Raw genomic sequence first — 25,059 nt, forward strand, 5'->3', positions numbered from 1 at the left:
GTACGAGGGGCTCGGACAGTGCGAGGTGCCGGGAAGGGTGCCAGAGCCGGCGGCGCAATGACAGGACCGCCGTGACGCGGGTCGGAACTGGACTGTCAGTCCAGAAGCTGGACGTGTAGTCTGAGACTTGTTGGAGTCCGAGCAAGGAGCCCCTGATGAGCGAAACGGCGCTGGACGCCGAGCGCGACGCGGTCCTCGCCGCCCTGCGCCCGGTCGTCGACGGGATCGCCGCCACGTTCGGGCCGGTCTGCGAGGCGGTCCTGCACGACTACCGGGACCCCGAGCGGTCGGTGGTCGCCGTCGCCGGCTCGGTGACCGGACGGACCGTGGGCGGCGCGATGAGCGAGATCGGCATGCGCGTGCTGGCCCGCGGCGACGAGGCCCGGGACGAGCTGAACTACGTCACGCGCACGGACGGCGGCACCCTGCTGAAGTCCTCCACGATGGTGCTGCGCGACTCCACGGGCGCCGTGTTCGGCGCCCTGTGCGTCAACCTGGACGTCACCGCCGTCGACCGGGCGCACGCCCTGCTCGGCTCCCTGGCCGGGACCGCGGGCACCTCCGCCGATCCGCCGGCCACCACCTTCGGCGACGACATCGACGCGGTGGTCGAGGCGATCGTGGACGCGCACCCGCTGCGCCGGGGCACCAGCTGGGCGGCGCTGGACCGCGCCCAGCGCCTGGAGCTGTTCCGCGACCTGGACGGGCGCGGCGTGTTCGCCGTACGCCGCTCGGTCGAGCACGTCGCCGCCCGGCTCGGCATCTCCCGGGCCTCCGCCTACCACTACCTCTCCCAGGCCCGCGCCGAGACCGGCCCGGCCGCCGACCCCGTCGGAGGACACCCGTGACGACCACCACCGCGCCGGTCACCCTCGACGATGTACGGGCCGCCGCCGCCCGCATCGAGGGTGTCGCACACCGCACCCCGGTGCTGCGCTCCCGCACCCTGGACGCCCTCGTCGGCGCCGAGGTCTTCCTCAAGTGCGAGAACCACCAGCGGGTCGGCGCCTTCAAGTTCCGCGGCGCCTATCACGCGGCCTCCCGCCTCACGCCGGAGCAGCTGTCCCGGGGCATCGCCGCCTACTCCTCCGGGAACCACGCCCAGGCGGTCGCCCTCGCCGCCCGCGAGCTGGACACCACCGCGGTGATCGTCATGCCCGAGGACGCGCCGCCCTCCAAGCGCGCGGCCACCGCGGGATACGGCGCGGAGATCGTCACCTACGACCGCTACACCGGAGACCGCGTGGCCATCGCCGAGGCGCTGGCCGCCGACCGGGGCCTCACCCTGATCCCGCCGTACGAACACCCGGACGTCATCGCCGGACAGGGCACCGCCGCCCTCGAACTCGTCGAGGAGACCGGAGACCTGGACGCGCTGATCGCACCCGTCGGCGGCGGCGGACTCGTCGCCGGGAGCGCCACCGCCGTCAAGGGCCTGCACCCCGCCACCCGGGTGATCGGCGTCGAGCCCGAGGCCGGTGACGACACCCGGCGCTCCCTGGCGGCCGGCCGGCGCGTCACCGTGCCGGTCCCGCGCACCATCGCCGACGGCCAGGCCCTGCCCACCCCGGGCGAACTGACGTTCTCCGTCAACCGGCGGCTGCTCGACGGTGTCGTGCTGGTCTCCGACGACGAGATCCGGGACGCGATGCGGTTCGCCTTCGAGCGGCTGAAGGCCGTCCTCGAACCGAGCGGCGCCACCCCGCTGGCCGCCCTGCTGAACGGCCGGATCGACGGCCTGCCCCGCCGCGTCGGCGTGATCCTCTCCGGCGGCAACGTGGACGCCGCCCGCTTCGCCGAACTCTGCGGCGCGCCCGCCTGACCGCGTCCGTCCCCCGGATGGCGCCGCCGACTTGACAGGCGGACGATGGAGTGGTGGGTCCAGGGGCGGCCAGGAAAAGGAGGAGCGTCATGTTGCAGGCAAAGACGCTCGACAAGCCCGACGAGCGCCGCGACTTCCCGCGCGGCCACATCGAGGCCGTGCACATGGAGGGACTCGACTTCGCCGTCGCCACCTTCGAGCCGGGGTGGCGCTGGTCGGAGTCGGTGGCGCCGCTCGCGGGCACCGACAGCTGCATGATCCATCACAACTGCTACGTGGTGGAGGGACGCATGCACATCCACATGGACGACGGCACCGAGAGCGAGGTGGGCCCGGGCGACGTGTTCGTCTGCTCACCGGGCCACGACGCCTGGGTCGTCGGCGACGGACAGTGCGTCGTGTACGACTTCGCCGGCGCCATGGCGAAGGAGTACGCCAAGGCGGACTGAGCGGATCCGGGTGCCCCCTGAGGGCGGCACCGGGCTCACAGGTCGAAGGAGGCGCCCGTGAGTTGCTCGCTCGCCGCCCACAGCCGCCCGCCCTCCGCGGGGCCGTCGGCGCCGGTGGGGAGCTTGGCGGGCTTGGGGGTGCCGGAGGTCTGGTCCCGTCCGGCGGGGCCGATGAAGCTGCCCGACGGGACGTGAGGGCTGGTCGCCGCGTACAGCGAGGGCCAGGCCGCACCCTGGGCCGACCCCATGATCAGGCGTGCGGCGATCGGGGTGATCACCCGGCTCAGAGGGCCGTTGCCGTGCTGCTGCAGACCGGTCATCGCCGACCCCGGATGGACGACGAGCGCCTCGACGGGGCCGCTCGCGGTGCGGCGCGCGAGTTCGAGGGTGTAGACGATGTTGGCGCGCTTGGACTTGGCGTAGGCGCCCATGGGGCGGTAGCTCCTTTCGCTCATCAGGTCGTCCAGTCTGCCCATCGGCCACCGCGCCGCGATGGCGCTGACGGTGACCACACGCGGTGCGGACGAGCGGCGCACGGCGGGCCAGACCTGGGCGTCGAAGGCGAAGTGGCCGAGGTGGTTGGTGCCGACCGTCATCTCGAGGCCGTCGCGGGTGGTCCGCCGCTCGGACAGGTTCATCACGCCGGCGTTGTTGAAGAGCAGGTCGACCGTCTCGGTCTCGGCGATGCGGGTGGCCGCGTCGCGGACGGAGGAGAGGTCGGAGAGGTCAAGCACGAGGGTGTCCGTCCGGGCCCCGGGGATCACGGCGCGCACGGCATCCGCGGCCTGGTCCAGCTTGGTCCGGCTGCGGCCGGCCAGGATCACGCGGGCCCCGTGGCGGGCGAGTTCGCGGGCGGTCTGCAGTCCGATCCCGCTGTTCCCGCCGGTGATCAGCGCGGTGCGGCCGGTCTGGTCAGGGATGTCGTCCGGAGTCCAGTGCTGCATCGTCGTCACGCTCCATGGATTCGTTGGATCTGCCCGGTCATGCGTCGCTCGGCAGGGTCGTGACACCGAGCCGGAAGGGCACGCCGGGGACGTCCCGGCGAAGGCGACTCCGGCGCCGACCTATTTCAGACCGGCGGTCTATTCGGCTGGTTCCAACGTAGAAGACCGCCGGTCTGATGTCAAAAGACCGGGAGTCTGTAATCTGGGCGCATGACGAACTTCCAGCGCGCGCGCAGTGAGGAGCAGCGTGAGGTGCGCCGCCGGGCCATCCTCGACACCGCCGCCGCCATGCTCGAGGAGATGCCCGTCGGCGAGATCAGCCTGAACGAGCTGAGCCGCCGCGTCGGGCTGGCGAAGTCCAATGTGCTGCGCTACTTCGAATCGCGGGAGGCGATCCTGCTGGAGCTGCTCGACCGTGCCTGGCGGCAGTGGGTGGCCGACCTGCCCGCCCTGGCGGACGCCGGTGTCGACCAGGACGCTCCGGTGAGTCGGCGTGCGGAGCAGTTCGCCGCCGTCATCGCGGGCTCCCTCGCCCGGCGCCGGGTCCTGTGCGACCTGCTGAGCGCGCAGGCGGGCGTACTGGAACACAACGTCTCCCCGCATGTGGCCGCCCGCTACAAGCATGCGGCCGTGGCCAACGTCGTCGACGTCTCTGCACTGGCCCATCGGCACATTCCTGAACTGGGCGACAGCGCCCCGCAGTTGACCGCGGCCATGATCATGGCCGTCGGCGCCGTGTGGACGCACGCTCGGCCCTCCCCGGCCATGCTCGCCGCCTACGAGGCCGACCCCTCGCTCACCGCGTTCAAGCTGGACTTCGTGACCGCACTGCGGGAGATGCTGGCCACGCTCACCGCGGGCACCATCGCCCGCGCCTCCCTGCCATGACGCCCGCCGGGGTCGCGGCCCGTCTAGACTTCCGAACCTCCGAGACCGACTGACGGAAGGCCGGCGCCGTGCGGAGACTCCTCTACGGCATGAACCTGTCCCTGGACGGCTACATCGCCGCGCCCGGCGACGACATCGGCTGGAGCGATCCCTGCTACGAGCTGTTCCAGTGGTGGCTCGACGAGGAGCGGGCGATCAGTCTGCTGCTGTACGGGCGCATGCTCTGGGAGACCATGAGCGCCTACTGGCCGACCGGCGACCAGCAGCCGGGCGCCACCCCGGCGGAGATCGAGTTCGCCCGGAACTGGCGGGACACGCCGAAGGTGGTGTTCTCCTCGACGCTCGACACGGTCGACTGGAACACGCGCCTGGTCACCGGCGACGCGGTCGCGGAGATCGCCCGGCTCAAGGCCGGGGACGGCGGGCCGATGAGGGTCGGCGGCGCGGCGCTCGCCGGGGCGGCGATGCGGGCCGGGCTGATCGACGAGTACACGGTCGTCACCCATCCGGTCCTGGTGGGTGGCGGCACACCGTTCTTCACCGCACTGGACAGCCGGGCGAAGCTGAACCTGGTGGAGACGCGGACGTTTGACGGCGGCGTGGTCCTGACCAGGTACGAGCGCCCGTCGGCGGCCGGTGACCCGGCGGACATCGACTGACACCTCACTCGGGCGGGCCACCCGCGGCAGCATCCATGAGGGCACCGGGTGAACACGGATCCGCGCCGCGGTGAAGCTCCGGGTTGCACGGGTTCGTCGGACGCCCGCCGCTAAGGGCGAGGTTTGGCTTTGGTGGCGTGGCGGGCGGCCTTGTAGGTCTCGGGCAGGAAGCGGTGCTGGAGGGCGGCGCGCTTGGTGGCGGCGTCGCCACCGACGATTTCGGCGCGGCCTTCCATCATCGCGACGAAGCCCTGGCGGGCGACTTCCTTGCGGCTGTTCTTCCTGGCGCCGGTGCCGAAGGCGGTGTTGTTCATGCCGGCACGGGAGTGGAAGTCGCTGTCGGTGGCACCGGGCATGAGGCACGTGACGCTGACGTGGTGTTCTTGGAGTTCCTCGCGCAGGCCGAGGGCGAACATGCGAGTGAAGGCGCGGGACGGTCCGTAGACGGTCTCGTAGGGGGTGGGCAGCGTCGCTGACAGCGACGAGGTGATGAGGATCCTTCCGTCGCCGCTGGCGGCCATGTGCCGGGCCACACGTTTGGCGAGGTGGACGACGGAGGTGACGTTGAGGGAGATCAGCGAGAGTTCGTCGTCCAGGTCGGTGTCGAGGAAGGCCCCGCCGATGCTGCGTCCGGCGTTGAGCACCGCGGCGGCCAGGGGGCGGCCGGTGTCCTCCACGGCCGTCCACACCGTCTCGACTCCGTCGGCCTCGGCGAGGTCGGCGCGGACGGGGACGACGTGGGCGCCGTCGCGGGTGAACTGCTCGGCGGCCTCGTCGATCTTCGCGCTGCGGCCGGTGGCGACCAGGTCGAAACCGTTGGCGGCGCACAGGCGCGCGATCTCGTAGCCGATGCCGTTGGAGGCTCCGGTGACCAGGGCCAGGGGTCGGGTGGAGGGGGTGCTCACAGGCTGCTCCTGTCTTCGGAGTCGGAGGGGGAGGGGGACGGGGTCTCGTCGGCCGGTCGGGGGCCGCGGTCGGGGGCGGGGGCGTTCCAGTCGGCGAGCAGACGCCAGGCATCTTGGGAGGTGTGGTCGTCGGCGGGCATGTAGAGGAAGAGCGTCTGGTCGTCCTCGCCGGGCGGGGCGAGGGCCTGGTAGTCGATGGTGAGCTCGCCGACCAGGGGGTGGTGGAAGCGTTTCTGGCCGTGGGTGCGGGTGAGGACGCGGTGGTCGTCCCACCAGCGGCGGAAGTGTTCGCTCTTCATGGTCAGCTCGCCGACGAGTTCGGCGGTCCGGGCGTCGTCCGGGTACCGGCCGGCGTCCAGGCGCAGGATCGCGGTCATTTCCGCCGCGATGCGTTCCCAGTCCGCGTACAGCTCGCGCGCCTGCGGAGCCAGAACGATCCACCGAGTGAGGTTGCGCTCCCGGTAGGGCATGGCGTCGAAGTCGGCGATCAGGGCCCGGCACAGGTGGTTGGTGGCCAGGACGTCGCCGCGCCTGCCCAGGATGAAGGCGGCGTGGTCGTAAAACGAGTCCAGGAACCGCAGCAGGGCGGGGCGGGCGCGCTGCACGGCGGGTGGGGTGCGCCGAGCGGGGTGCCCGGGCCGGGTCTTGACCAAGTCGTGCAGATGGGTCCGTTCGGTGTCGTCCAGGCGCAGCGCCTCGGCGATGGCGTCCAGCACGGCGTCGGACGGGGTGATGCTGCGGCCCTGTTCCAGACGGGTGTAGTAGTCGGTGCTCACTCCGGCGAGCCGGGCGACCTCCTCGCGCCGCAGGCCGGGCACGCGGCGGTAGGCGCCGCTGTGCGGGAGGCCGAGCGACTGGGGGTCGATGCGGTCCCGGCAGCGGCGCAGGAACTGGGTGAGGTCCACGTTGCCGGCCATGCCTCCATCCTCCTGCCCCGGCGAGGGTGTCGCGATGGCGGTGGGTGGGTCGCTGCGTCCTAGGAACCGGCGACCGAGGGGCGAAGCGGTCCAGCCATCGGCCGGCCGGGTCGGCCCGGCCGGTCGATGAACCCGGTCGGCCTTCAAGTCCGCTCGCGTGAGACCGGCGTCCTGCCGCAACGCGGAAGGACCTCCGCAACCCGACAGCTCGTCCTCCAACGCCGGCCCCCGTCATTGCGAAGGCCCGCGGTACCGCGACACTTCCGCTCCGGGCCGGACCCTGGACACCGCCTTCATCACCCGGTGACCCATCGCGGCGACCCAAGCTGGGCAACGCGGCACCTCGGCATGCGAGCACCCAGGCCCGAGGCTGGGAGACGGCCGAAGGCGTGATCGCCGGGACAGCTCCCGGGCCTCACACCGGCAGCAACCGGGTGACCAGCGCGCCGAGTTGACGAACGTTGCGGCACTCGTGCATCTCGATCAGCTCGGCGTACGCCGGGGCCGCCGAGTCGCCGGTGCCCCAGCGGGAGCGCTGTTCGGGGTTGAGCCAGTAGCTGCGTCGCGAGCGCTCGGTGATCCGTCGCAGGGCGGGCAGGTTCGGGTCGCTCATGTTGGTACGGGCGTCGCCGAGGACGAAGACGGTCGTGCGCGGGCCGACCGCGTCGGCGTACCGCTCCGCGAACTCGCCCAGCGCGACGCCGTAGTCGCTGCTGCCGTGCCAGCCGGTGAGCCGCGCCTGTGCGCCGATCCGGGCGCCCAGCCCCTCCGGATCGGCGGTGCCGTGCGCCAGCAGCCCGGTCACCTCGTCGATCCGGTTGACGAAGGCGAACACCCGCACCTTGGCGAACTGGTCGTGCAGCGCCTGCACCAGCAGCATGGTGAAGTCCGAGAACCCCGCCACCGACCCCGACACGTCGCACAGCAGCACCAGTTCGGGCCGCACCGGACGGCGCCGGCGCAGCACCGGCTTCATCGGCACGCCGCCCGTGGACAGCGACCCCCGCAGCGTGCGCCGCAGGTCGATGCTGCCGCGCGACGCGCGGCGCCGACGGGCCGTCAGCCGCGTGGCGAGCTTGCGGGCCAGCGGCCGCACCGTCCGCCGCAGGTCGGCCAGTTGAGCCTGCCCGGCGAGCAGGAAGTCGACGCGGTCCGGCGTCGGGGCCACCGCCCGCCGGGCGATCTCGTCGCGTCCGCGCCGCTCCGCGGCCCGGCGCCGCGCCTCCGCGGCCACCAGCCGCCGGAAGACCTCGATGCGGCGCCGGATCTCGTCCTCGAGGAGCCGGTCGGTGAACCCCGGGGCACCGCCCCGCGCCCGCACGTCGTCCCTCACCCGGGCGAGCAGCGTCTGCGGACGGACCCGGTCGAGGGTCTGGTGCGAGGACCAGCCGTCCGAACCGGGGGAGGAGCCCGGGGTGCCCGGGCCGCCGCCCGCGCCGGAGGAACCGTAGGCGCCGAAGCCGTCCACCGCCTCCCCGGCCAGCCGGGCCAGCAGCGCCCGGTCGTCGTCGGCGAGCGCGGCGGCGAGCCGGTCGCGCAATGCTTCCCGGCCGGCGGGGCCGGTGCCCGGGCCGCCGACGCCGCGCGGGAAGTACACGTCGAAGACCGGGTCGAACACCCGCCGCTGGTCCGCGGTGTGCAGCAGCGTCGCCGCCAGGCCCTCGCGCAGCAGCTCACGGTCGGCGAGACCCAGTGACTCCACCGCCCGCGCCGCGTCCACGCTCTCCCCGGTGCCGACCCGCACACCGTGCGCCCGCAACGCCGCCACCAGCGACGTCAGCCGCTCGGCCACGCCGGTGTTCACGCCCGTGGTCACAGCGCCTCCAGGTCGAGCTTGGCGGCGGCCCGCAAAACGTCCTCCTGGTGCTTGAGGACGACGCCGAGGGTGTCCCGTACGACGGTCTCGTCCAGCGTGTCCGCGCCGAGCGCGAGCAGGGTGCGGGCCCAGTCGATGGTCTCGGCGACCGACGGCACCTTGCGCAGGTCCATGGCGCGCAGCGCACCCACCACCCGCACCAGTGAACCGGCCAGGGCCTCGTCCAGCCCCGGCACCTTCAGCCGCACGATCCGCCGCTCCAGCTCCTCCTCCGGGAAGCCGATGTGCAGGAACAGACAGCGCCGGCGCAGCGCCTCCGACAGCTCGCGGCTCGCGTTCGAGGTGAGGACGGTGAAGGGGCGGCGGGTCGCGGTGATGGTGCCCAGCTCCGGCACGGTCACCTGGAAGTCGCTCAGCACCTCCAGGAGCAGGCCCTCGACCTCGACATCCGCCTTGTCGGTCTCGTCGATCAGCAGCACCTTGGCGTCGTCCCCGCGGATCGCGGTCAGCAGCGGCCGGGTGAGCAGGAACTCCTCGCCGAAGATGTCGGTCCGCGCCTCGTCCCAGCTCTCGTCGCGGCCCGCGCTGATGCGCAGCAACTGCTTGGCGTGGTTCCACTCGTACAGGGCCCGGGACTCGTCGACGCCCTCGTAGCACTGGAGCCGTACCAGCCGGGCGTCGGTGACCTGGGCCACGGCCTTGGCCAGCTCGGTCTTGCCGACCCCCGCGGGGCCCTCCACCAGCAGCGGCTTGCCGAGCCGGGCGGCGAGGAAGACCGTCGTGGCGACCGCGGGTGACGCCAGGTAGCCGGTCTCGGCGAGGCGTGCGGAGACGTCGTCGACGGAAGAGAACACCGGGGCCTCCAGCTCGGGTGCGGTGCGTACAAGCCTCTGCTTGCAAGCCTCTGCTTACAAGCCCTATCTAAGCGCTTGTTCACCTCCGCTGTCACGGAAAGACCGAAGGGAGGGGCGACCGCGGGCCGCCCCTCCCGTTCCGCGTCCGGCTCACGCGGCGAGCGTCACCGCCCTCACCGCCGGCGTGCGCAGCACCCGCCGGGCCGTCCCCACGCTCGTCCCCAGCGTCACCGCCGCCGACACCGAGACCATCGCGAGCCAGACGCCGGCGAACTGGTCCGGCAGCACCGCGTCGGTGCGGACCACCGTGAACGGCACCACGCCGGCCAGCGCGGCCACCGTGCCGAAGAACACCCCGGTGAGCGTCAGGACGACGCCCTCGGTGGCCACCACGCGCAGCACCTGCCCGGGAGTCGCGCCCGCCAGCCGCTGCTGCCCGAACTCACGGGAGCGGTACGTCGTCTCCGCGTACAGCGAGTTCACCAGCATCACGCAGACGAACACCGCGATGATGCCGACCACCGTCAGGTTCAGCGTCTCGAGGTTCTTCGCGTCGACCGACTTGACCAGCCCCGAGGCCGCCACCGCGTCGCTCTCCACGGCCTGCATGGTGAGCGTCGCCGTCGACACCGCCGTGAACAGGATCAGCGACACCAGGATCCCGGCGAGGTGCTCGGACCGCTCACGCAGGTTGCGCACGGCCAGCCAGCCGCTCGGGCCGCTCAGGGGCAGCCGGTTCAGCACGCCCCGCAGCAGCCCGGGCGACAGCAGCGCCAGACCGACCGACAGCAGGATCGCCCCGTAGGCCGGTGCCGCCATCAGCATCTCGTCCGTCGCCGAGAACAGGAAGGTGGAGCCGGCGCCCGCGGCGCCGGTGACCAGCGCGGCGTACGCCAGGAACCGCTTGGCCCCGGCCCGCTCCCTGCTGCCCCGCGTCACCCGCCGCACCGCCAGGAAGGCGGCGCCCGCGGCGGCGAGCAGCGTGATGTCCACGCCGCTCACCAGCGCGATCGGGCCGAAGGAGTAGTCGACGGAGTGCGCGACCTGCCCGCTGTCCTGGAACATCTCCAGCAGCGTCCGCCCGCCGAGCATCGCCGGGCCGACCGCGAGCGCGGCGCCCGCCAGTGCCACGGCCACCGCCTCACCCACGACCATCCGCCTGATCTGCGCCGGGGTCGCGCCCGAGCAGCGCAGCAGCTCCAGTTCGGCGGTGCGCTGGCGCACGTTGACCGTCAGCGTGGACGCCACCGCGAAGAACACCAGCAGGGTCCCGTAGCCGCCGACGACGCCCGCCGCCGTGCCCAGCGTCTGAGAGCTGACCGCGTCGACGCCGTCCTGCCCGGCCGTGTCGTGCATCGAGTTGAACGTCATGACGACCGCCGCGCCCAGGAAGGCGGACAGCAGCGTCGCGAGGAACCGTCCGGGGCGCTGCCGGATCGACCGAAGGGCCAGTGCCAGCATCGCTCACACCCCCGCCGTCACGGTGTCGCCCAGGTGCGCCAGCCGCTCCGCGACCGCGTCCGGGGTCGGCGCGTCCATCCGCCCCGCCAGCCGTCCGTCGGCGAGGAACACCACCGAGTCCGCGTACGAGGCGGCGACCGGGTCGTGCGTCACCATCACCACGGTCCGCGCGTGCACCCGCACCGCCTCCTGGAGCAGCAGCATCACCTGCCGGGCGCTGCGTGTGTCCAGTGCGCCCGTCGGCTCGTCGGCGAAGATCACCCGGGGCTCGGTGACCAGGGCGCGGGCGATCGCCACCCGCTGCCGCTGACCGCCGGAGAGCTGGGCGGGGCGGTGCCCCAGCCGGTCCCCGAGGCCGACGGTGGTCAGGATCTCGCGGGCCCGCCCGCGGTCGACGCGGCGTCCGGCGAGCTTGAGCGGGAGCACCGTGTTCTGCGCGACCGTCAGCGTGTCCAGCAGGTTGTACTGCTGGAACACGAACCCGACCCGGCCGCGCCGGAACCTGGTCAGATCCGCCTCGGTGCCCCCGGTCAGCTCCGCGCCGTCCACCCACACGATGCCGCTGTCCGGCCGGTCGAGCCCCGCCGCGCACTGCAGCAGGGTGGACTTGCCCGAGCCCGACGGTCCCATGACCGCCGTGAACGTGCCGCGGCCCAGGCTCAGGGTGACTCCGTCCAGGGCGGTCACGGCGTTCTCCTCGGAGCCGTAGGTCCGGGTCACCTTGACGAGCCGGAGGGCCTCGGGGGCGGGGCCCTGGTCGTGGCCGCCGCGGGTGCGGGAACGGAACATCGTCATCACCTTCCGGGTGGCACGCCCTGTGCGGTGCCTCGTCGAAGACGCTACGGAGCGGCGGGCCGGGCCACACTGGGCGCAGAACCCCTATCGGGGGGTGTACTCAACGACACCACCCTCCGGGGGCCGGCGCCCCGTACGGGCCACCACAACGCGCCCGCCCCCGCGCGGGACCGGTGCAATGGGCAGGTGACCGCACCTCCGGACGACTGTCTCGCGCGCAACGAGTGGATCTGCGGGGAGTATCTGAGCACCCGCCGTGAGATCCTGCTCGACGCCGTGCTCCAGCACCTGGAGCTGACCGCCGCCTCGGTGCTCGTCGCGCTCGTCGTCGCCCTGCCGCTCGCGGTGCTGGCGCGCCGCCGCCGCTGGGCGGCCGGGCCCGTGCTGGCCCTGACCACGATCCTGTACACGATCCCGTCCCTGGCCATGTTCTCCCTGCTCCTGCCGGTGTACGGGCTGTCGGCGAGCCTCGTCGTCGCCGGGCTGGTGCTGTACTCGCTGACGCTCCTGGTCCGCAACATCCTGGCCGGGCTGCGGGCGGTGCCCGAGGAGATCCGGCAGGCGGCGCGCGGCATGGGCTACGGCCCGGTCCGGCTGCTGCTGGCCGTCGAACTGCCGCTGGCCCTGCCCGCCGCGATGGCCGGCCTGCGGATCGCGACCGTCTCCGCGGTGTCGCTGCTGACGGTGGGGGCGATCGTCGGCTTCGGCGGTCTCGGCAACCTCATCTACTCGGGGATGAACACCTACTTCAAGGCACAGGTGCTGACCGCCTCCGTGCTGTGCGTGGTGATCGCCGTCGCCGCCGACCTGCTGCTGCTCGGCGCCCAGCGGCTGATGACCCCCTGGACCAGGGCGGCCCGCGGATGACCACACTGACGGCGGCCTGGGACTGGCTCACCGACCCCGCGCACTGGCCGGGCGAGAACGGCATCACACACCGTCTCGTGCAGCACCTCGTCCTCACCGTCGTCTGCCTGGTCATCAGCTGCCTGATCGCCCTGCCGGTCGCCCTGGTCCTCGGCCACCTCGGCAAGGGCGGCGCCCTGGCCGTCAACATCTCCAACGTCGGCCGGGCGGTCCCCACTTTCGCCGTGCTGGTCCTGCTGCTGCTCACCCCCGTGGGCCGCTGGGGCGAGGGCCCGACCGTCGTCGCCCTCGTGCTGTTCGCCGTACCGCCGCTGCTCACCAACGCCTACGTCGGCATGCGCGAGGTCGACCGGGGCGTGGTCCAGGCGGCCCGCGGCATGGGGATGACGGGGCGGCAGATGCTGTTCCGCGTGGAACTGCCCCTTTCGCTCCCCATGGTGATGAACGGGGTGCGCATCGCCGCCGTCCAGCTCGTCGCGACCGCCACCATCTCCGCCCTCGCGGGCGGCGGAGGGCTGGGCAGGATCATCACCGCGGGGTTCAACCTCGCCAGCACGCCGCAGGTCGTGGCCGGTGCCGTCCTCGTCGCCGCCTTCGCGCTGGTCGTCGAGGGCCTCTTCGAACTGGCCGAACGGCTGTCCCCGCGGTGGGCGAGAGGTGCGGGGTGACCCGGCCGGCCGGGACCCGGCGCGGGCCGGCCCGCACGGTCCTCCTGGTCTTCCCGGTCCTCCTGGTCCTCCTGGTCCTCACCGGCTGCGCCACCGGCCCGTCCCTGGAGGACCGCGGGTCGGTCACCGCGCCGCCCGGCGACAGCCGACGGCTGACGGTCGGCTCCGCCGGATTCACCGAGAGCGACCTGCTGGCCCAGATGTACGCCCTGCTGCTGAGCGACGCCGGCTACGAGACGTCGCTGATCACGGTCGCCAACCGCGAGCTGTACGAACCCGCCCTGGAGTCGGGGCAGATCGACGTCGTCCCCGAGTACGCCGCCACCTTCGCCGACTGGCTGAACGCCAAGAGCCGCGGCGCCGACGCGCCCCCGGTCGGCTCGCCCGACCTGGACACCACGATGCGGGCGCTGCGCGGGCTGGCCGCGCCCCGCGGGCTCACCGTCCTGGACCCCGGCCGGGCGGTGGACCAGAACGCCTTCGCGGTGAGCGGGTCCTACGCCCGCCGGCACGGTCTGAAGACGCTCGGCGACCTCGGGGACTCGGGGCTGAAGGTGCGGCTCGCGGCGGGCGACGAGTGCGTGGAGCGGCCGTACTGCGCGCCGGGACTGCGTGAGACGTACGGCATCGACATCACGGCCGTCGACCCCAGGGGCGTCGGCACGACGCAGGCGAAACGGGCGGTGCAGAACGGCGAGGACCAGCTCGTGCTGACCACCACCACGGACGCCACCCTGGACGCCTTCGGCCTGGTGCTGCTCGCCGACGACAAGAGGCTCCAGAACGCCGACTACATCGTCCCGGTCGTCAACCGGGCCCGGGCGGGCGGCACGGGCGTCACCAAGGCGCTCGACAAGCTCAACGCGGTGCTGACCACGGCCGACCTGGCCGACCTCAACCAGCAGGTGGACAGCTGGCGTCGGCTGCCGGAGGACGTGGCCCGTTCCTACCTCCGGGACAAGGGCCTGCTGAAGGGCTGACGGCCCGCGGCACCCGCCCGTCCCTCAGGCGTCCGCCACCGAGTCGAACGGCACCTCGTCCCGCGGTACCCCCAGCGCGTCCGCGTCGACCGACCTGCGCAGCGCCTCGTGCAGCTTGGCGGGCGTCAGGACACCGAGGAAGCGGGCACCGTCCAGGACCGCGACCCAGCCCGCGTCGTGCTGGAGCATCACCCCGAAGGCCTGCTTCAGCGGCGCGCCCACCGGCACCCACGCCCTCATCCGGCGGGCGTGCGCGCCGACCGGCCCTTGCGCGCCGAGATCGTCGACGCCGACCCAGCCGTGCAGTTCGCCCTCGTCGTCCAGGACGACGGCCCACCGCGCGCCCTGCGCCCGCAGTTCGGCGGCGGCCCGCCCGGCCGGTTCGTCCAGCCGCGCCACCGGCGGCTGTTCCAGGTCGCCCGGCTCGATCTCGGTCACGGACAGCCGCTTCAGGCCGCGGTCCGAGCCCACGAAGGAGGCGACGTACGGCGTCGCGGGACTGCCGAGCACCGCGCCGGGCGTGTCGTACTGTTCGATGCGTCCCTCCCCGTACACGGCGATCCGGTCGCCCAGCCGCACCGCCTCCTCGATGTCGTGCGTGACCAGCAGCACCGTCTTGCGCACCGCGGCCTGCATCCGCAGGAACTCGTCCTGCAACTGCGCCCGTACCACCGGGTCGACCGCCCCGAACGGTTCGTCCATCAAGAGCACCGGCGGATCGGCGGCCAGCGCCCGCGCCACCCCGACACGCTGCCGCTGCCCACCGGAGAGCTGGTCCGGATAGCGCGGCCCGAACTGGGCCGGGTCCAGGCCCACCAGGTCCAGCAGTTCGGCGGCCCGCTCGCGCGCCTTCGCCCGTTTCCAGCCGACCAGCGCGGGCACCGTCGCCGTGTTGTCCAGCACCGTCCGGTGCGGGAAGAGCCCCACCTGCTGGATGACGTACCCGATGCGCCGCCGCAGCCGCACCGGATCGACGCTCGCCACGTCCTCGCCGTCCACGAGGATGCGCCCCGAGGTCGGCTCGATCAGCCGGTTGACCATCATCATCGTGGTCGTCTTGCCGCAGCCCGACGGGCCCACGAGCGTGACCAGCTCGCCCTCGGCCACCTCCAGACTCAGGCCGTCCACGGCCGTCGTTCCGTCCGGATAGCGCTTGGTGACGTCCTCGAACCGGATCATGACCTCACGCTAGACGCGGGCGCCGCCTGCCGCTCACCGGTGACGTCCCGTCGGAGCATGAACGGTTCGATCCGGTTTTGAAAAGTTTCAAAAGTCGCCTGAAGTGCAGTGGTCGAAATATTTCGGCTCGACCCGTGGACACTTGTCAGAACTGTCACTAGGTTCGCCGTCGTTCCTTCTGAATCGATACAACTCCCCGAGACGACCGACGGCCGAAAGGGATGACGGCATGGAGGACGGAGTGCACGGAGAGCACGAGGAGCGCACCACGGTGCGGCGCAGAACGGTCCTGGCCACCACCCTCGGCGCACTGCCGGTGGTCATGGCCCACCAGACGGGCGCCGCATCCCCCGCCGCGGCCGCACCGGCCGAGGCCCCCGCCGACGGGGGCGGCACCGCGGTGACCTGCCTGACCACGGAACACCGCACGAACCCGCTCGGCACCGACGCGCCCCGCCCGCGCTTCGGCTGGCGCACGCACTCCACCGCCCGGGGCCGCCGGCAGACCGCGTACCGGATCCTGGTGGCCACCGATCCGCGCCGCCTCGCCGCCGGCCGCGCGGACGTGTGGGACAGCGGCCGCGTCACCTCGCCCGACTCGGTGGCCGTGCGCTACGCGGGGCCCGGACTGCGCGCCGCCACCCGCTACCACTGGACGGTGACGGTCTGGGACGAACACGGCCGAGCACGCACCGCCTCCGCCGCCCGCTTCGAGACCGGCCTGCTCGGCACCGACGGCGTCACCCACTGGGACGGCGCCCGCTGGATCGGCATGGCCGGCAAGGCGCCGAACAGCGCCGGAGCCCCACTCCTGCGCCGCCAGGAGCCGCTGCGCCGCGCACGGGTCGCCGAGGCCCGGCTGTACGTCTCGGCGCTCGGCGTGTACGACGCGTACGTCAACGGGCGGCGCGTCGAGGTCCCGCACGGCGACGGCCGCACCGCCGAACTGCTGACCCCGGGCTGGACCAACTACGACGCCCGGGTCGACTACCTCACCTACGACGTCACCGACCTGGTGAAAGCCGACCGGGCGCAGGTCACCCTCGGCGCGGTGCTCGGCAACGGCTGGTACAACAGCCGCGTCTCCGAGGGCAGCACGTACTACTCGGCCGACGGCAACCCGCTCGCCCTGAAGGCGAAACTGCTGATCCGCTACACCGACGGCACCACGCAGAGCGTCGTCACCGCCCCCGACGACGGCTGGCGGGCCACCGACACCGGCCCCTGGCGCGCCGACGACATCTACGACGGCCAGACCTACGACGCCCGCCGGGAGCTGCCCGGCTGGGCGGCGGGCGGCTACGACACCGCCGGCTGGGCCGAGGTCGCCGAACACGACCTCGCCGCCCGGTTCCCGGACGCCCAAGTCGTCGCCCATCCCGGCGCATCGGCCCGCATCGTGCCCGAGTGGGACCTGCGCCCGCGCTCCGTCACGGTCCACACCGGCGTCACCGGCCAGGAGGGCAGCCCCAACGGCAGGGGCCGCGTCGTCGCCGACCCCGAGCGCACCGTCACCGATCCCGACCGCGCCGCCCGCGCGCAGGTCGTCCTGCGGCCCGGCGAGACCGCGGTCCTCGACCTCGGCCAGAACATGGTCGGCGTCCCCCGCTACAGCCTGCGCGGCCCGTCCGGCGCCCAGGTCGTCCTCACCTTCGGCGAGATGCTCAACGACTCCAGCGCGGGCGCCGACGGCCCCGAGGGCTCCGTCTACCGGGCCAACCTGCGCTCCGCCAAGGCGACCAGCACCTATGTCCTCAAGGGCGACCCGAAGGGCGAGACGCACCAGGACTCCCTCACCTTCTACGGCTTCCGCTACGTCTCCGTCACCACCACGGCCGAGGTCACGCTCACCGCGCTGACCGGCCGGGTCGCCACCTCCGCCGTCCACGACACCGGCACGGTCACCACCGACGACGCCAAGGTCAACCAGCTGATCGGCAACGTCCGGTGGGGACAGCGCGGCAACTACTTCTGGGTGCCCACCGACTGCCCGCAGCGCGACGAACGCCTCGGCTGGACCGGCGACACCCAGGTCTTCGCCGCCACCGGCCTCTACAACGCCGACGCGGTCACCTTCCTGAGCCACTTCCAGGACAACCTGATCGACTCCCAGCGGATCTACGGCGTCGACGGCGCCCAGTTCACCGCCGTCTCACCGGGCAACCGCTACAACGCCGCGGAACCGGTCAGCGGCTGGGCCGACTGCGGAGTGATCGTCCCGTGGACGGTGTGGCAGATGACCGGCGACCGCACCGTCGTCGACCGCAGCTGGGAGGCGATGACCCGCTACGTCGACTGGATCCGCGGCCGCAGCGCCGACGGCCACACCGGCCAGGGCGCCCTGTTCGCCGACTGGCTGGCCCCGCAGAGCACCGGCACCCAGCTCATGAGCGACGTCTACTACGGCTACAGCGTCCGCCTGATGGCCCACATGGCCCGCGCCACCGGCCGCGCCGGCGAGGCCGACACCTACGACCGGCTCTTCGCCGGTATCCGCCGCGCCTTCATGGCCACCTACCTGGACACGGCGGACGGCAAGGTCACCGTCCGCTCCAGCCGCGGCGGCAAACCGATCAACGGCCCCGACCCCGAGGACGACAGCCAGACCGCCCTGCTCTGGGTCCTCAAACTCGGCTTCTACGAGACCGAGGCACAGCGCCGGGCCCTCGTCGGCCTGCTCGCGGAGAACATCGGCAACGACGCCGCCTACAAGGACGCCCACCCCGGCAGCACCCGCGTCCAGTACGCCGAGAACACCCTCTCCGTCGGCTTCCTCGGCGTGAACGTCCTCGCCCCGGTCCTCACCGACGAGGGCCGCGCCGACCTGGCGTACGCGCTGCTCCACCAGAACGCCATGCCGTCCTGGCTGTACTCCGTCGACAACGGCGCCACCACCATCTGGGAGCGCTGGAACTCGTACTCGAGGGAGGACGGCTTCGGACCGGTCGAGATGAACTCCTTCAACCACTACTCCTACGGCGCCGTCATGGAGTGGATGTACGAGTCCATGGCCGGCATCGCCCGCGACCCGGACCACCCGGGCTTCCGGCACTTCCTGCTGCGCCCGCACCTCGACCCCACCGGCCGCATCAAGCACGTCACCGGCTCGCACCTGTCGCCGTACGGCGAGATCCGCAGCGAATGGACCGTACGGGGACGCACGGTCCACCACCGGGCCGCCGTCCCCGCCAACTCCACCGCCACCCTGCGCCTACCCACGGCCGACCCGGACGGCGTCCGCGCGGGCCGGACCCCGCTGGCCCGGGTCGACGGGGTGGAGTACCTCGGCGCCGAGGAGGGCACCGTCTCCTTCCGGCTGCCCTCCGGGCGCTACGAGGTGACGTTCCCGCTCGGCTGACCGCCCACCAGTACCACCTCCAGGGTGCGCGGACCGTGCACCCCCTCGACCCGGTCCAGCTCGATGTCGCTGGTCGCCGACGGACCGGAGATCCACGTCAGCGGACGGGCCGGGTCGAGGCGTTCGAGGGCCTGCGGGACGGAGGAGACCACCTGGCCGGGCACGCGCACGACGCAGATGTGGTGGTCGGGGACGAGGGTGATGCGCCGGCGCCCCTGGTCGGGCGAGCCGTCCAGCACGATCGTGCCGGTTTCGGCGACGGCGACCGCGCAGCCGGTGACCACGCTGTCCACCCGGTCGAGTTCCTGCGGGGTGCTCGCCGCCTCGTCCGGGACCGGGCTCGCCTCCGCTTCCGCCAGCCAGCCCGGATCCAGCGCGGGCGGCACCACCACGCTCCGCGAGCCGCGTGCCGACAGCAGACCGGCCAGCAGCGCGGGCAGCTCACCCTCCGCGCACCGGTGCACGATCGCCCGGTAGTCCGCGAGGTTCTCGGCGAGCAGCTCCACCGTCTGCCCGGTGGTCCGCCGCCCGTGCTCGCGCAGGTAGTCCCGTGCGACGGGCGCCTCGTCGGCCGGCGCGTCCGCGAGGGCGCGCCGCACCCGGCCCAGGATGCGTTCCCTGCTGCTCACTTCGCCTCGTCCCTTCCGCCGTGCGTGCGCTGCCACCAGTCCCGGAACGGCTCCGGGGGCACCGGCGGCAGGTCCCGGCTGCCGCTCCACCCCCGTCCGGGGCCCGGCAGGGTGCGCGGATGGAGACGGCGGCTGCGGGACGCCAGCCGCTGCCCGGTCCGCAGCGCCCCCGGACGGGTGAAGGCCCACCGCGCCGCCCGCATCGCGGCCCGTTCGGCGGCGTGGCCCTTCGCCGGTCTGAGCACGACCCGGTTGCCCTCCCGCACCGCGGGCCCGCCCTGCACCACCCGCTCCCGCAGATGCACCAGCACCTCGGGGATGTCGATGGCGACCGGGCACACCTCGTAGCAGGCACCGCACAGCGAGGACGCGTACGGCAGGGAGGCGTCGATCTCGCTGCCCGTGCCCCGCAGTTGGGGGCTGAGGATGGCGCCGATCGGGCCCGGGTAGACCGAGCCGTAGGCGTGGCCGCCGGCCCGCTCGTACACCGGGCACACGTTCAGGCAGGCCGAGCAGCGGATGCAGCGCAGCGCCTGGCGGCCGACCTCGTCGGCGAGGGTGTCGGTGCGGCCGTTGTCCAACAGGACCAGGTGGAAGGTGCGCGGGCCGTCCCCTTCCCCGGCGCGGCCGTCCCCGGCACCCGTCCACATGGAGGTGTACGGGTTCATGCGCTCGGCGGTCGAGGAGCGGGGGAGGGTCTGCAGGAAGACCTCCAGGTCCCGCCAGGTCGGCACGATCTTCTCGATGCCGACGACCGAGATCAGCGTCTCGGGCAGGGTCAGGCACATCCGTCCGTTGCCCTCGGACTCCACGACCACCAGCGTGCCGGTCTCGGCGACCATGAAGTTGGCGCCGGAGATGCCGACCTTGGCCCGCAGGAACTTCTCCCGCAGGTGCAGCCGTGCCGCCTCCGCGAGTTCGGCCGGCGTGTCGGTCAGGCCCTCGGGCGCGGGGCGGCCCCACTCGCTCATCTCGGAGCGGAAGATGTCCCGGATCTCGCCCCGGTTGCGATGGATGGCCGGCACCAGGATGTGCGAGGGCCGGTCCTTGCCCAACTGCACGATCAGCTCGGCCAGATCGGTCTCATAGGCGTGGATGCCCCGGGCCTCCAGCGCCTCGTTGAGGCCGATCTCCTGCGTCGCCATCGACTTGACCTTGACGACCTCTCTCTCACCGGTCTCCTCGACCAGCCGGGCGACGATCTCGTTGGCCTCGTCCGCGTCGGCGGCCCAGTGCACCGTCCCGCCCGCGGCCGTGACCGCCTCCTCCACCTGCACCAGATACCGGTCGAGATGGCGCAGGGTGTGGTCCTTGACGCGCTTCCCGGCCTCGCGCAGCTCCGCCCAGTCGTCCAGTTCCGCGACCGCGCGGGCCCGCTTGTCCCGGATGGTGTGCGTGGCGTGGCGCAGATTGCCGCGCAGCGTGGGGTCGCCCACGGCCTCCCGCGCCGCCTCGGGAAAGGCCGGCATCCCCAGATACGTCCCGCTCATACGGCCGCCGCCTCCTCCGTGCTCGCCAGGATCTCCGCGATGTGCACCGGGCGCATCCCCGTGCGCAGCCGCGTCATCGTCCCGCCGATGTGCATCAGACAGGAGTTGTCCGCGGCGCACAGCACGTCGGCGCCCGTCGACTCGGCGTTGCGCACCTTGTCCGCGCCCATCGCCGCCGACACGTCGGAGTTCTTCACGGCGAAGGTGCCGCCGAAGCCGCAGCACTCCTCGGCCCCCGGCAACTCCAGCAGTTCCAGGCCCTTCACCGCCTCCAGGAGCCGCCGGGGCCGGTCGCCCAGACCCAGGCTCCGCAGCCCGTGGCAGGTCGGGTGGTAGGTCACCGTGTGCGGGTAGTACGCCCCGACATCCGTCACCCCCAGCACGTCCACGAGGAACTCCGTCAGCTCGTACGTCTTCGGCACCACCGGCGCCAGCGTCGCTGCGAGCGTGTCCCCGCGCCCTTCCGCCCGCGCCCGCTCGCCCATGCGCGGATACAGCTCCCGCACCATCGCGCCGCACGAACCCGACGGCGTCACGACCGCGTCGTATTCCGCGAAGACGTCGGCGAAGCGCCGGGCCAGCGGCTCGGCCTCGTGCCGGTAACCGGTGTTGTAGTGCGCCTGCCCGCAACAGGTCTGCGCCATCGGGAAGTCGACGTCGACGCCCAGTCTGGTGAGCAGCCTCAGCACGGCACGGCCGGTGTCCGGATAGAGCGTGTCGTTGACGCAGGTCAGGAACAGGGCGACACGCATCGCGACTCCTCGTGTTCGATCATCGGATGAATGATGGGTGCAGGTTAGTCCGCACGGCGGCACCGGGGGAGCCCCGGCTCACCGGTCGGTGAGCCGGGCCTCGGCCGCCCGCCAGCGTGCCGTGCCACCGCGCGGCTCGTACCGGGTCGGCGACTGTGTGCGCGCCAGCAGCCGGCGTGTTCCGGCGAGATCGTCCACGAGGCCGTGGGCGCGCGCCTGCACGAGGACGTTGCCCAGGGCGGCGGCCTCCGCCGGCCCCGCCACCACGGGCAGCCCGCAGGCGTCGGCCGTCAGCTGGCACAGCAGCGCGTTGCGCGTGCCCCCGCCGACGACGTGCACGACGTCCACCGGGTGCCCGGCGAGCCGCTGGGCGTCCTCGACGGCCCTTCGGTGGGCCAGCGCCAGCGAGTCGAGGATGCAGCGGGTCACCTCGGCGGGCGACGCGGGCACCGGCTGTCCGGAGGCGCGGCACGCCTCGGCGATCCGCTCCGGCATCCGCCCCGGCGCCAGGAACGCCGGGTCGCCCGCGTCGACCACCGACCGCAGCGCGGGCACCCGTGCCGCCGCGCGCAGCAGTCCGCCCAGATCGGGCTCGCCCCACGCCCGTACGCACTCCTGGAGCAGCCACAGCCCCATGATGTTGCGCAGGTAGCGGACCGTGCCGTCCAGCCCCAGCTCATTGGTGAAGTTGGCGGCGCGGCTCTCCTCGGTCAGCACCGGAGCGGTCAACTCCAGACCCGCCAGCGACCAGGTGCCGGTGCAGATGTAGGCGAACCGCTCGTCCGCGGCCGGTACGGCGGCCACCGCGGACGCGGTGTCGTGCGAGCCGACCGCCGTCACCGGCACGGGCCCGGTGAGCCCCGTCTCCTCCAGCACCTCGGGCCGCAGCAGGCCCGCCGGGTCCCCCGGCCGCCGCAGCGGCGCGAACAGGCCGAGGTCGATGCCCGCCCGGTCCGCCACCTCCCGCGACCAGTCCCGGGTGCGGGGGTCGATCAGCTGGGTGGTGGAGGCGTTGGTCAGCTCCGTGCCCTGCTCCCCGGTCAGCCAGTACGTCAGCAGGTCCGGCACCAGCAACAGCCGCCGGGCGGCCGCGAACCGGGCCGTGCCGCGGGCGGCGACCAGCTGGTACAGGGTGTTGAAGGGGGCGTACTGCAACCCGGTCGCCGCGTACAGCTCCCGGGCGGGCAGCGTCTGCCACACCCGCCGCGCGACGCCCTCGGTGCGGGGGTCGCGGTAGTGCACCGGGTTGCCGAGAAGCGCCCCGTCCGCGTCGAGCAGGCCGTGGTCGACGGCCCAGCTGTCGACGCCCACCGAGTCCACCGGCCCCGCCGCCCGCAGGCCGTCCAGCACGCCCGCGTACAGCCCCAGGATGTCCCAGTGCAGGCCTTCGGGCGTGCGGACCGGACGGTTGGGGAAGCGGTGCGCCTCGGTCAGCTCCAGCCGGTCGGGGCCGACGCGGCCGACCATGACGCGCCCGCTGGACGCGCCGAGGTCGACCGCGGCGTACGCCTTCGTGCCGGCGTCGCTCGCACCGCTCATCGCAGGAACGCGGCGGCCACGCCGGCGTCCACCGGGACGTGCAGGCCGGTGGTGTGGGTCAGGTCGCCGCCGGTCAGCGCGAACACGGCGTTCGCGACATGCTCGGGCAGCACCTCGCGCTTGAGCAGTGTGCGCTGCGCGTAGAACTCGCCCAGCTTCTCCTCCGGCACCCCGTACACGGCCGCCCGCTGGGCGCCCCAGCCGCCCGCGAAGATCCCCGAACCGCGCACCACACCGTCCGGGTTGACGCCGTTGACCCGGATGCCGTGCTCGCCCAGCTCGGCGGCGAGCAGCCGCACCTGGTGGGCCTGGTCGGCCTTGGTGGCGGAGTAGGCGATGTTGTTCGGGCCGGCGAAGACCGCGTTCTTCGAGGCGATGTAGACGATGTCGCCGCCGAGTCCCTGCGCGGTCATCACCCGTGCCGCCTGGCGCGAGACCAGGAAGGAGCCGCGGGCCATGATGTCGTGCTGGAGGTCCCAGTCCTTGGCGGAGGTCTCCAGCAGCGGCTTGGAGATGGAGATCCCCGCGTTGTTGACCACCAGGTCGACGCCGCCGAAAGCGAGCACCGCGGCCCTGAAGGCGTCGGCGATCTGCTCCTCGGAGGTGACGTCGACGGTCACCGCGACGGCCCGGTCCGCCCCGCCCAGCTCCTCGGCCACCTCCGCCGCGTTCCCCGCGTTCAGGTCGGCCACCACCACGCAGGCACCCTCGTCTGCCAGCCGTCGCGCGATCGCCTTCCCGATCCCGCTGCCCGCGCCGGTGACCAGCGCGACCCGCGTCGCCAGCGGCTTGGGCCTCGGCATCCGCTGGAGCTTGGCCTCCTCCAGCGCCCAGTACTCGATGCGGAACTTCTCCGACTCCTCGATCGGCGCGTACGCCGACACGGCCTCCGCGCCGCGCATCACGTTGATCGCGTTGACGTAGAACTCGCCGGCCACCCGGGCGGTCTGCTTGTCCTTGCCGAAGCTGAACATGCCCACGCCCGGCACCAGAACGATCGCCGGGTCGGCGCCGCGCATCGCGGGCGAACCGGGTTCGGCGTGCCGGTGGTAGTAGGCGGCGTACTCCTCGCGGTAGGCGGCGTGCAGCTCCCTCAGCCGCGCCACCGTCTCGTCCAGCGGGGCGTTCGGGGGGAGGTCCAGGACCAGCGGGCGGACCTTGGTGCGCAGGAAGTGGTCGGGGCAGGAGGTGCCGAGGGCGGCGAGTCGCGGGTGTTCGGCGCGCGCGAGGAAGTCCAGCACCACGTCCGCGTCGGTGAAGTGCCCGACCTGCGGCCGGTCCCGGGAGGCGAGGGAGCGCACGTACGGCGCCAGCGCCGCCGCCCGCTCCCGCCGGTCGCCCTCGGCCAACGCCTCGTAGCCCTCGATCACCGGCCCGAACGGCTCGGCCTTCCCGCGCTCCTCGAGGAACCGCTCCGCGGTGCGGATGATGTGCAGCGAATTGCGCTCGCACTCCTCGGAGGTGTCGCCCCAGGCGGTGATGCCGTGCCCGCCGAGCACGCACCCGATCGCTCCCGGATTCGCCTCCTTGACCGCCGCGATGTCCAGCCCCAGCTGGAATCCGGGCCGCCGCCACGGCACCCACACCACGGTGTCGCCGAAGCACTCGGCGGTCAGCTTCTCGCCGTCGGCCGCGCAGGCGAGCGCGATCCCGGAGTCGGGGTGGAGGTGGTCCACGTGCGCGGCCTCGACGAGCCCGTGCATCGCCGTGTCGATGGAGGGCGCCGCGCCACCCTTGCCGTGCAGGCAGTAGTCGAAGGCGGCGACCATCTCGTCCTCACGCCCGACGCCCGGGTAGACCTCCTTGAGCGCCCGCATCCGGTCCAGCCGCAACACCGCGAGACCCCCCTCGGTGAGCGTCCCGAGATCCCCACCGGACCCCTTGACCCACATCAGCTCGACCTCACCCCCCGTGACGGGATCGGTCCCGCTGCCCTTCGCGGAGGCGTTGCCCCCCGCGTAGTTGGTGTTCCGCGGATCGGCACCGAGCCGATGCGAACGAGCGAGGAGCGCGGCGGCTTCGGGGTGGACAGCCATGTCTTCCAGTCCTTTGCAAACGAGGGATGTGGAGCGCCCCTGTCTGGGGGC

The 25,059-nt window shown here is 72.9% G+C and carries 22 protein-coding genes; 9 read left to right on the forward strand and 13 right to left on the reverse strand.

The window, feature by feature from the left end:
• Window positions 1–155 precede the first annotated feature (155 nt).
• From ACFW01_RS26765 to ACFW01_RS26775, 3 genes are all read left to right on the forward strand, one after another.
• A complete protein-coding gene (locus tag ACFW01_RS26765; RefSeq protein ID WP_384507337.1) occupies window positions 156–848 on the forward strand; it encodes a transcriptional regulator in 693 nt (230 codons plus the stop codon).
• Window positions 845–1,822, forward strand: coding sequence for a pyridoxal-phosphate dependent enzyme (locus ACFW01_RS26770; RefSeq protein WP_384507340.1), 978 nt, complete (start codon window positions 845–847; stop codon window positions 1,820–1,822). The genes ACFW01_RS26765 and ACFW01_RS26770 overlap by 4 nt, the downstream gene beginning before the upstream one ends.
• An 89-nt stretch (window positions 1,823–1,911) precedes the next feature.
• Window positions 1,912–2,271: a cupin domain-containing protein gene (locus ACFW01_RS26775; protein WP_234955768.1), complete on the forward strand. Its 360-nt coding sequence runs from the start codon at window positions 1,912–1,914 to the stop codon at window positions 2,269–2,271.
• A 35-nt stretch (window positions 2,272–2,306) separates the two neighbouring features.
• Here the strand turns inward: ACFW01_RS26775 and ACFW01_RS26780 are convergent, their stop codons facing one another.
• Window positions 2,307–3,215 (reverse strand): SDR family NAD(P)-dependent oxidoreductase, encoded by a 909-nt coding sequence (locus ACFW01_RS26780; RefSeq protein ID WP_384507344.1) that lies wholly within the window; start codon window positions 3,213–3,215, stop codon window positions 2,307–2,309.
• 210 nt (window positions 3,216–3,425) lie between these two features.
• Between ACFW01_RS26780 and ACFW01_RS26785 the strand changes: the two genes are divergently transcribed.
• Window positions 3,426–4,103 (forward strand): TetR family transcriptional regulator, encoded by a 678-nt coding sequence (locus tag ACFW01_RS26785; RefSeq protein ID WP_384507347.1) that lies wholly within the window; start codon window positions 3,426–3,428, stop codon window positions 4,101–4,103.
• A 68-nt stretch (window positions 4,104–4,171) separates the two neighbouring features.
• A complete protein-coding gene (locus tag ACFW01_RS26790; protein ID WP_384507349.1) occupies window positions 4,172–4,762 on the forward strand; it encodes a dihydrofolate reductase family protein in 591 nt (196 codons plus the stop codon).
• Window positions 4,763–4,872: 110 nt separating this feature from the next.
• Here ACFW01_RS26790 and ACFW01_RS26795 read toward each other — a convergent pair whose 3' ends face one another.
• The 6 genes from ACFW01_RS26795 to ACFW01_RS26820 form a co-directional block, all read right to left on the reverse strand.
• Complete coding sequence (locus ACFW01_RS26795; RefSeq protein ID WP_234955772.1) at window positions 4,873–5,667, reverse strand: SDR family NAD(P)-dependent oxidoreductase; 795 nt, start codon at window positions 5,665–5,667, stop codon at window positions 4,873–4,875.
• Window positions 5,664–6,584 carry a helix-turn-helix transcriptional regulator gene (locus ACFW01_RS26800; RefSeq protein WP_384507353.1) on the reverse strand — a complete coding sequence of 307 codons (921 nt, stop codon included), beginning with the start codon at window positions 6,582–6,584 and terminating at the stop codon, window positions 5,664–5,666. Before ACFW01_RS26800 ends, ACFW01_RS26795 begins: the two co-directional genes overlap by 4 nt.
• A gap of 415 nt (window positions 6,585–6,999) precedes the next feature.
• Complete coding sequence (locus ACFW01_RS26805) at window positions 7,000–8,400, reverse strand: VWA domain-containing protein (RefSeq protein ID WP_234955774.1); 1,401 nt, start codon at window positions 8,398–8,400, stop codon at window positions 7,000–7,002.
• Window positions 8,397–9,254 carry an AAA family ATPase gene (locus tag ACFW01_RS26810; RefSeq protein WP_384507356.1) on the reverse strand — a complete coding sequence of 286 codons (858 nt, stop codon included), beginning with the start codon at window positions 9,252–9,254 and terminating at the stop codon, window positions 8,397–8,399. Before ACFW01_RS26810 ends, ACFW01_RS26805 begins: the two co-directional genes overlap by 4 nt.
• A gap of 150 nt (window positions 9,255–9,404) precedes the next feature.
• Entirely contained in the window at window positions 9,405–10,715 is a 1,311-nt protein-coding gene (locus ACFW01_RS26815) for an FtsX-like permease family protein (protein ID WP_384507359.1), read from the reverse strand.
• Window positions 10,716–10,718: 3 nt separating this feature from the next.
• Entirely contained in the window at window positions 10,719–11,510 is a 792-nt protein-coding gene (locus ACFW01_RS26820; RefSeq protein WP_384507362.1) for an ABC transporter ATP-binding protein, read from the reverse strand.
• Between the two features lie 186 nt (window positions 11,511–11,696).
• Between ACFW01_RS26820 and ACFW01_RS26825 the strand changes: the two genes are divergently transcribed.
• Genes ACFW01_RS26825 through ACFW01_RS26835 form a run of 3 tightly spaced genes read left to right on the forward strand, consistent with a single transcriptional unit; the run spans window position 11,697 to window position 14,025 of the window.
• Window positions 11,697–12,377: an ABC transporter permease gene (locus tag ACFW01_RS26825; RefSeq protein ID WP_234955780.1), complete on the forward strand. Its 681-nt coding sequence runs from the start codon at window positions 11,697–11,699 to the stop codon at window positions 12,375–12,377.
• On the forward strand, window positions 12,374–13,045 hold the full coding sequence (locus ACFW01_RS26830; RefSeq protein ID WP_384507366.1) for an ABC transporter permease: 672 nt from the start codon (window positions 12,374–12,376) through the stop codon (window positions 13,043–13,045). Before ACFW01_RS26825 ends, ACFW01_RS26830 begins: the two co-directional genes overlap by 4 nt.
• A gap of 44 nt (window positions 13,046–13,089) precedes the next feature.
• Complete coding sequence (locus ACFW01_RS26835; protein WP_384507405.1) at window positions 13,090–14,025, forward strand: ABC transporter substrate-binding protein; 936 nt, start codon at window positions 13,090–13,092, stop codon at window positions 14,023–14,025.
• Between the two features lie 24 nt (window positions 14,026–14,049).
• Here the strand turns inward: ACFW01_RS26835 and ACFW01_RS26840 are convergent, their stop codons facing one another.
• Window positions 14,050–15,204: a betaine/proline/choline family ABC transporter ATP-binding protein gene (locus ACFW01_RS26840; RefSeq protein ID WP_384507369.1), complete on the reverse strand. Its 1,155-nt coding sequence runs from the start codon at window positions 15,202–15,204 to the stop codon at window positions 14,050–14,052.
• 229 nt (window positions 15,205–15,433) lie between these two features.
• Between ACFW01_RS26840 and ACFW01_RS26845 the strand changes: the two genes are divergently transcribed.
• The gene (locus ACFW01_RS26845; protein WP_384507372.1) at window positions 15,434–18,562 is read left to right on the forward strand and encodes a family 78 glycoside hydrolase catalytic domain; all 3,129 of its coding nucleotides are present in this window, start codon (window positions 15,434–15,436) and stop codon (window positions 18,560–18,562) included.
• Here ACFW01_RS26845 and ACFW01_RS26850 read toward each other — a convergent pair.
• The 5 genes from ACFW01_RS26850 to ACFW01_RS26870 all read right to left on the reverse strand — a co-directional run bounded on the left by ACFW01_RS26850 (window position 18,535) and on the right by ACFW01_RS26870 (window position 25,008).
• Window positions 18,535–19,191 carry a lactate utilization protein C gene (locus ACFW01_RS26850; protein WP_384507375.1) on the reverse strand — a complete coding sequence of 219 codons (657 nt, stop codon included), beginning with the start codon at window positions 19,189–19,191 and terminating at the stop codon, window positions 18,535–18,537. The genes ACFW01_RS26845 and ACFW01_RS26850 overlap by 28 nt on opposite strands.
• The gene (locus tag ACFW01_RS26855) at window positions 19,188–20,681 is read right to left on the reverse strand and encodes a LutB/LldF family L-lactate oxidation iron-sulfur protein (RefSeq protein ID WP_384507378.1); all 1,494 of its coding nucleotides are present in this window, start codon (window positions 20,679–20,681) and stop codon (window positions 19,188–19,190) included. Before ACFW01_RS26855 ends, ACFW01_RS26850 begins: the two co-directional genes overlap by 4 nt.
• Window positions 20,678–21,433, reverse strand: a complete 756-nt coding sequence (locus ACFW01_RS26860; protein ID WP_234955791.1) for a (Fe-S)-binding protein — start codon at window positions 21,431–21,433, stop codon at window positions 20,678–20,680. Before ACFW01_RS26860 ends, ACFW01_RS26855 begins: the two co-directional genes overlap by 4 nt.
• A gap of 78 nt (window positions 21,434–21,511) precedes the next feature.
• Window positions 21,512–22,972, reverse strand: a complete 1,461-nt coding sequence (locus tag ACFW01_RS26865) for a rhamnulokinase family protein (protein WP_384507382.1) — start codon at window positions 22,970–22,972, stop codon at window positions 21,512–21,514.
• The gene (locus ACFW01_RS26870) at window positions 22,969–25,008 is read right to left on the reverse strand and encodes a bifunctional aldolase/short-chain dehydrogenase (RefSeq protein ID WP_384507385.1); all 2,040 of its coding nucleotides are present in this window, start codon (window positions 25,006–25,008) and stop codon (window positions 22,969–22,971) included. Before ACFW01_RS26870 ends, ACFW01_RS26865 begins: the two co-directional genes overlap by 4 nt.
• Between the last annotated feature and the right edge of the window lie 51 nt (window positions 25,009–25,059).

Origin of the sequence: Streptomyces sp. NPDC058985, assembly GCF_042740985.1 — a bacterium.
GTDB lineage: Bacteria > Actinomycetota > Actinomycetes > Streptomycetales > Streptomycetaceae > Streptomyces.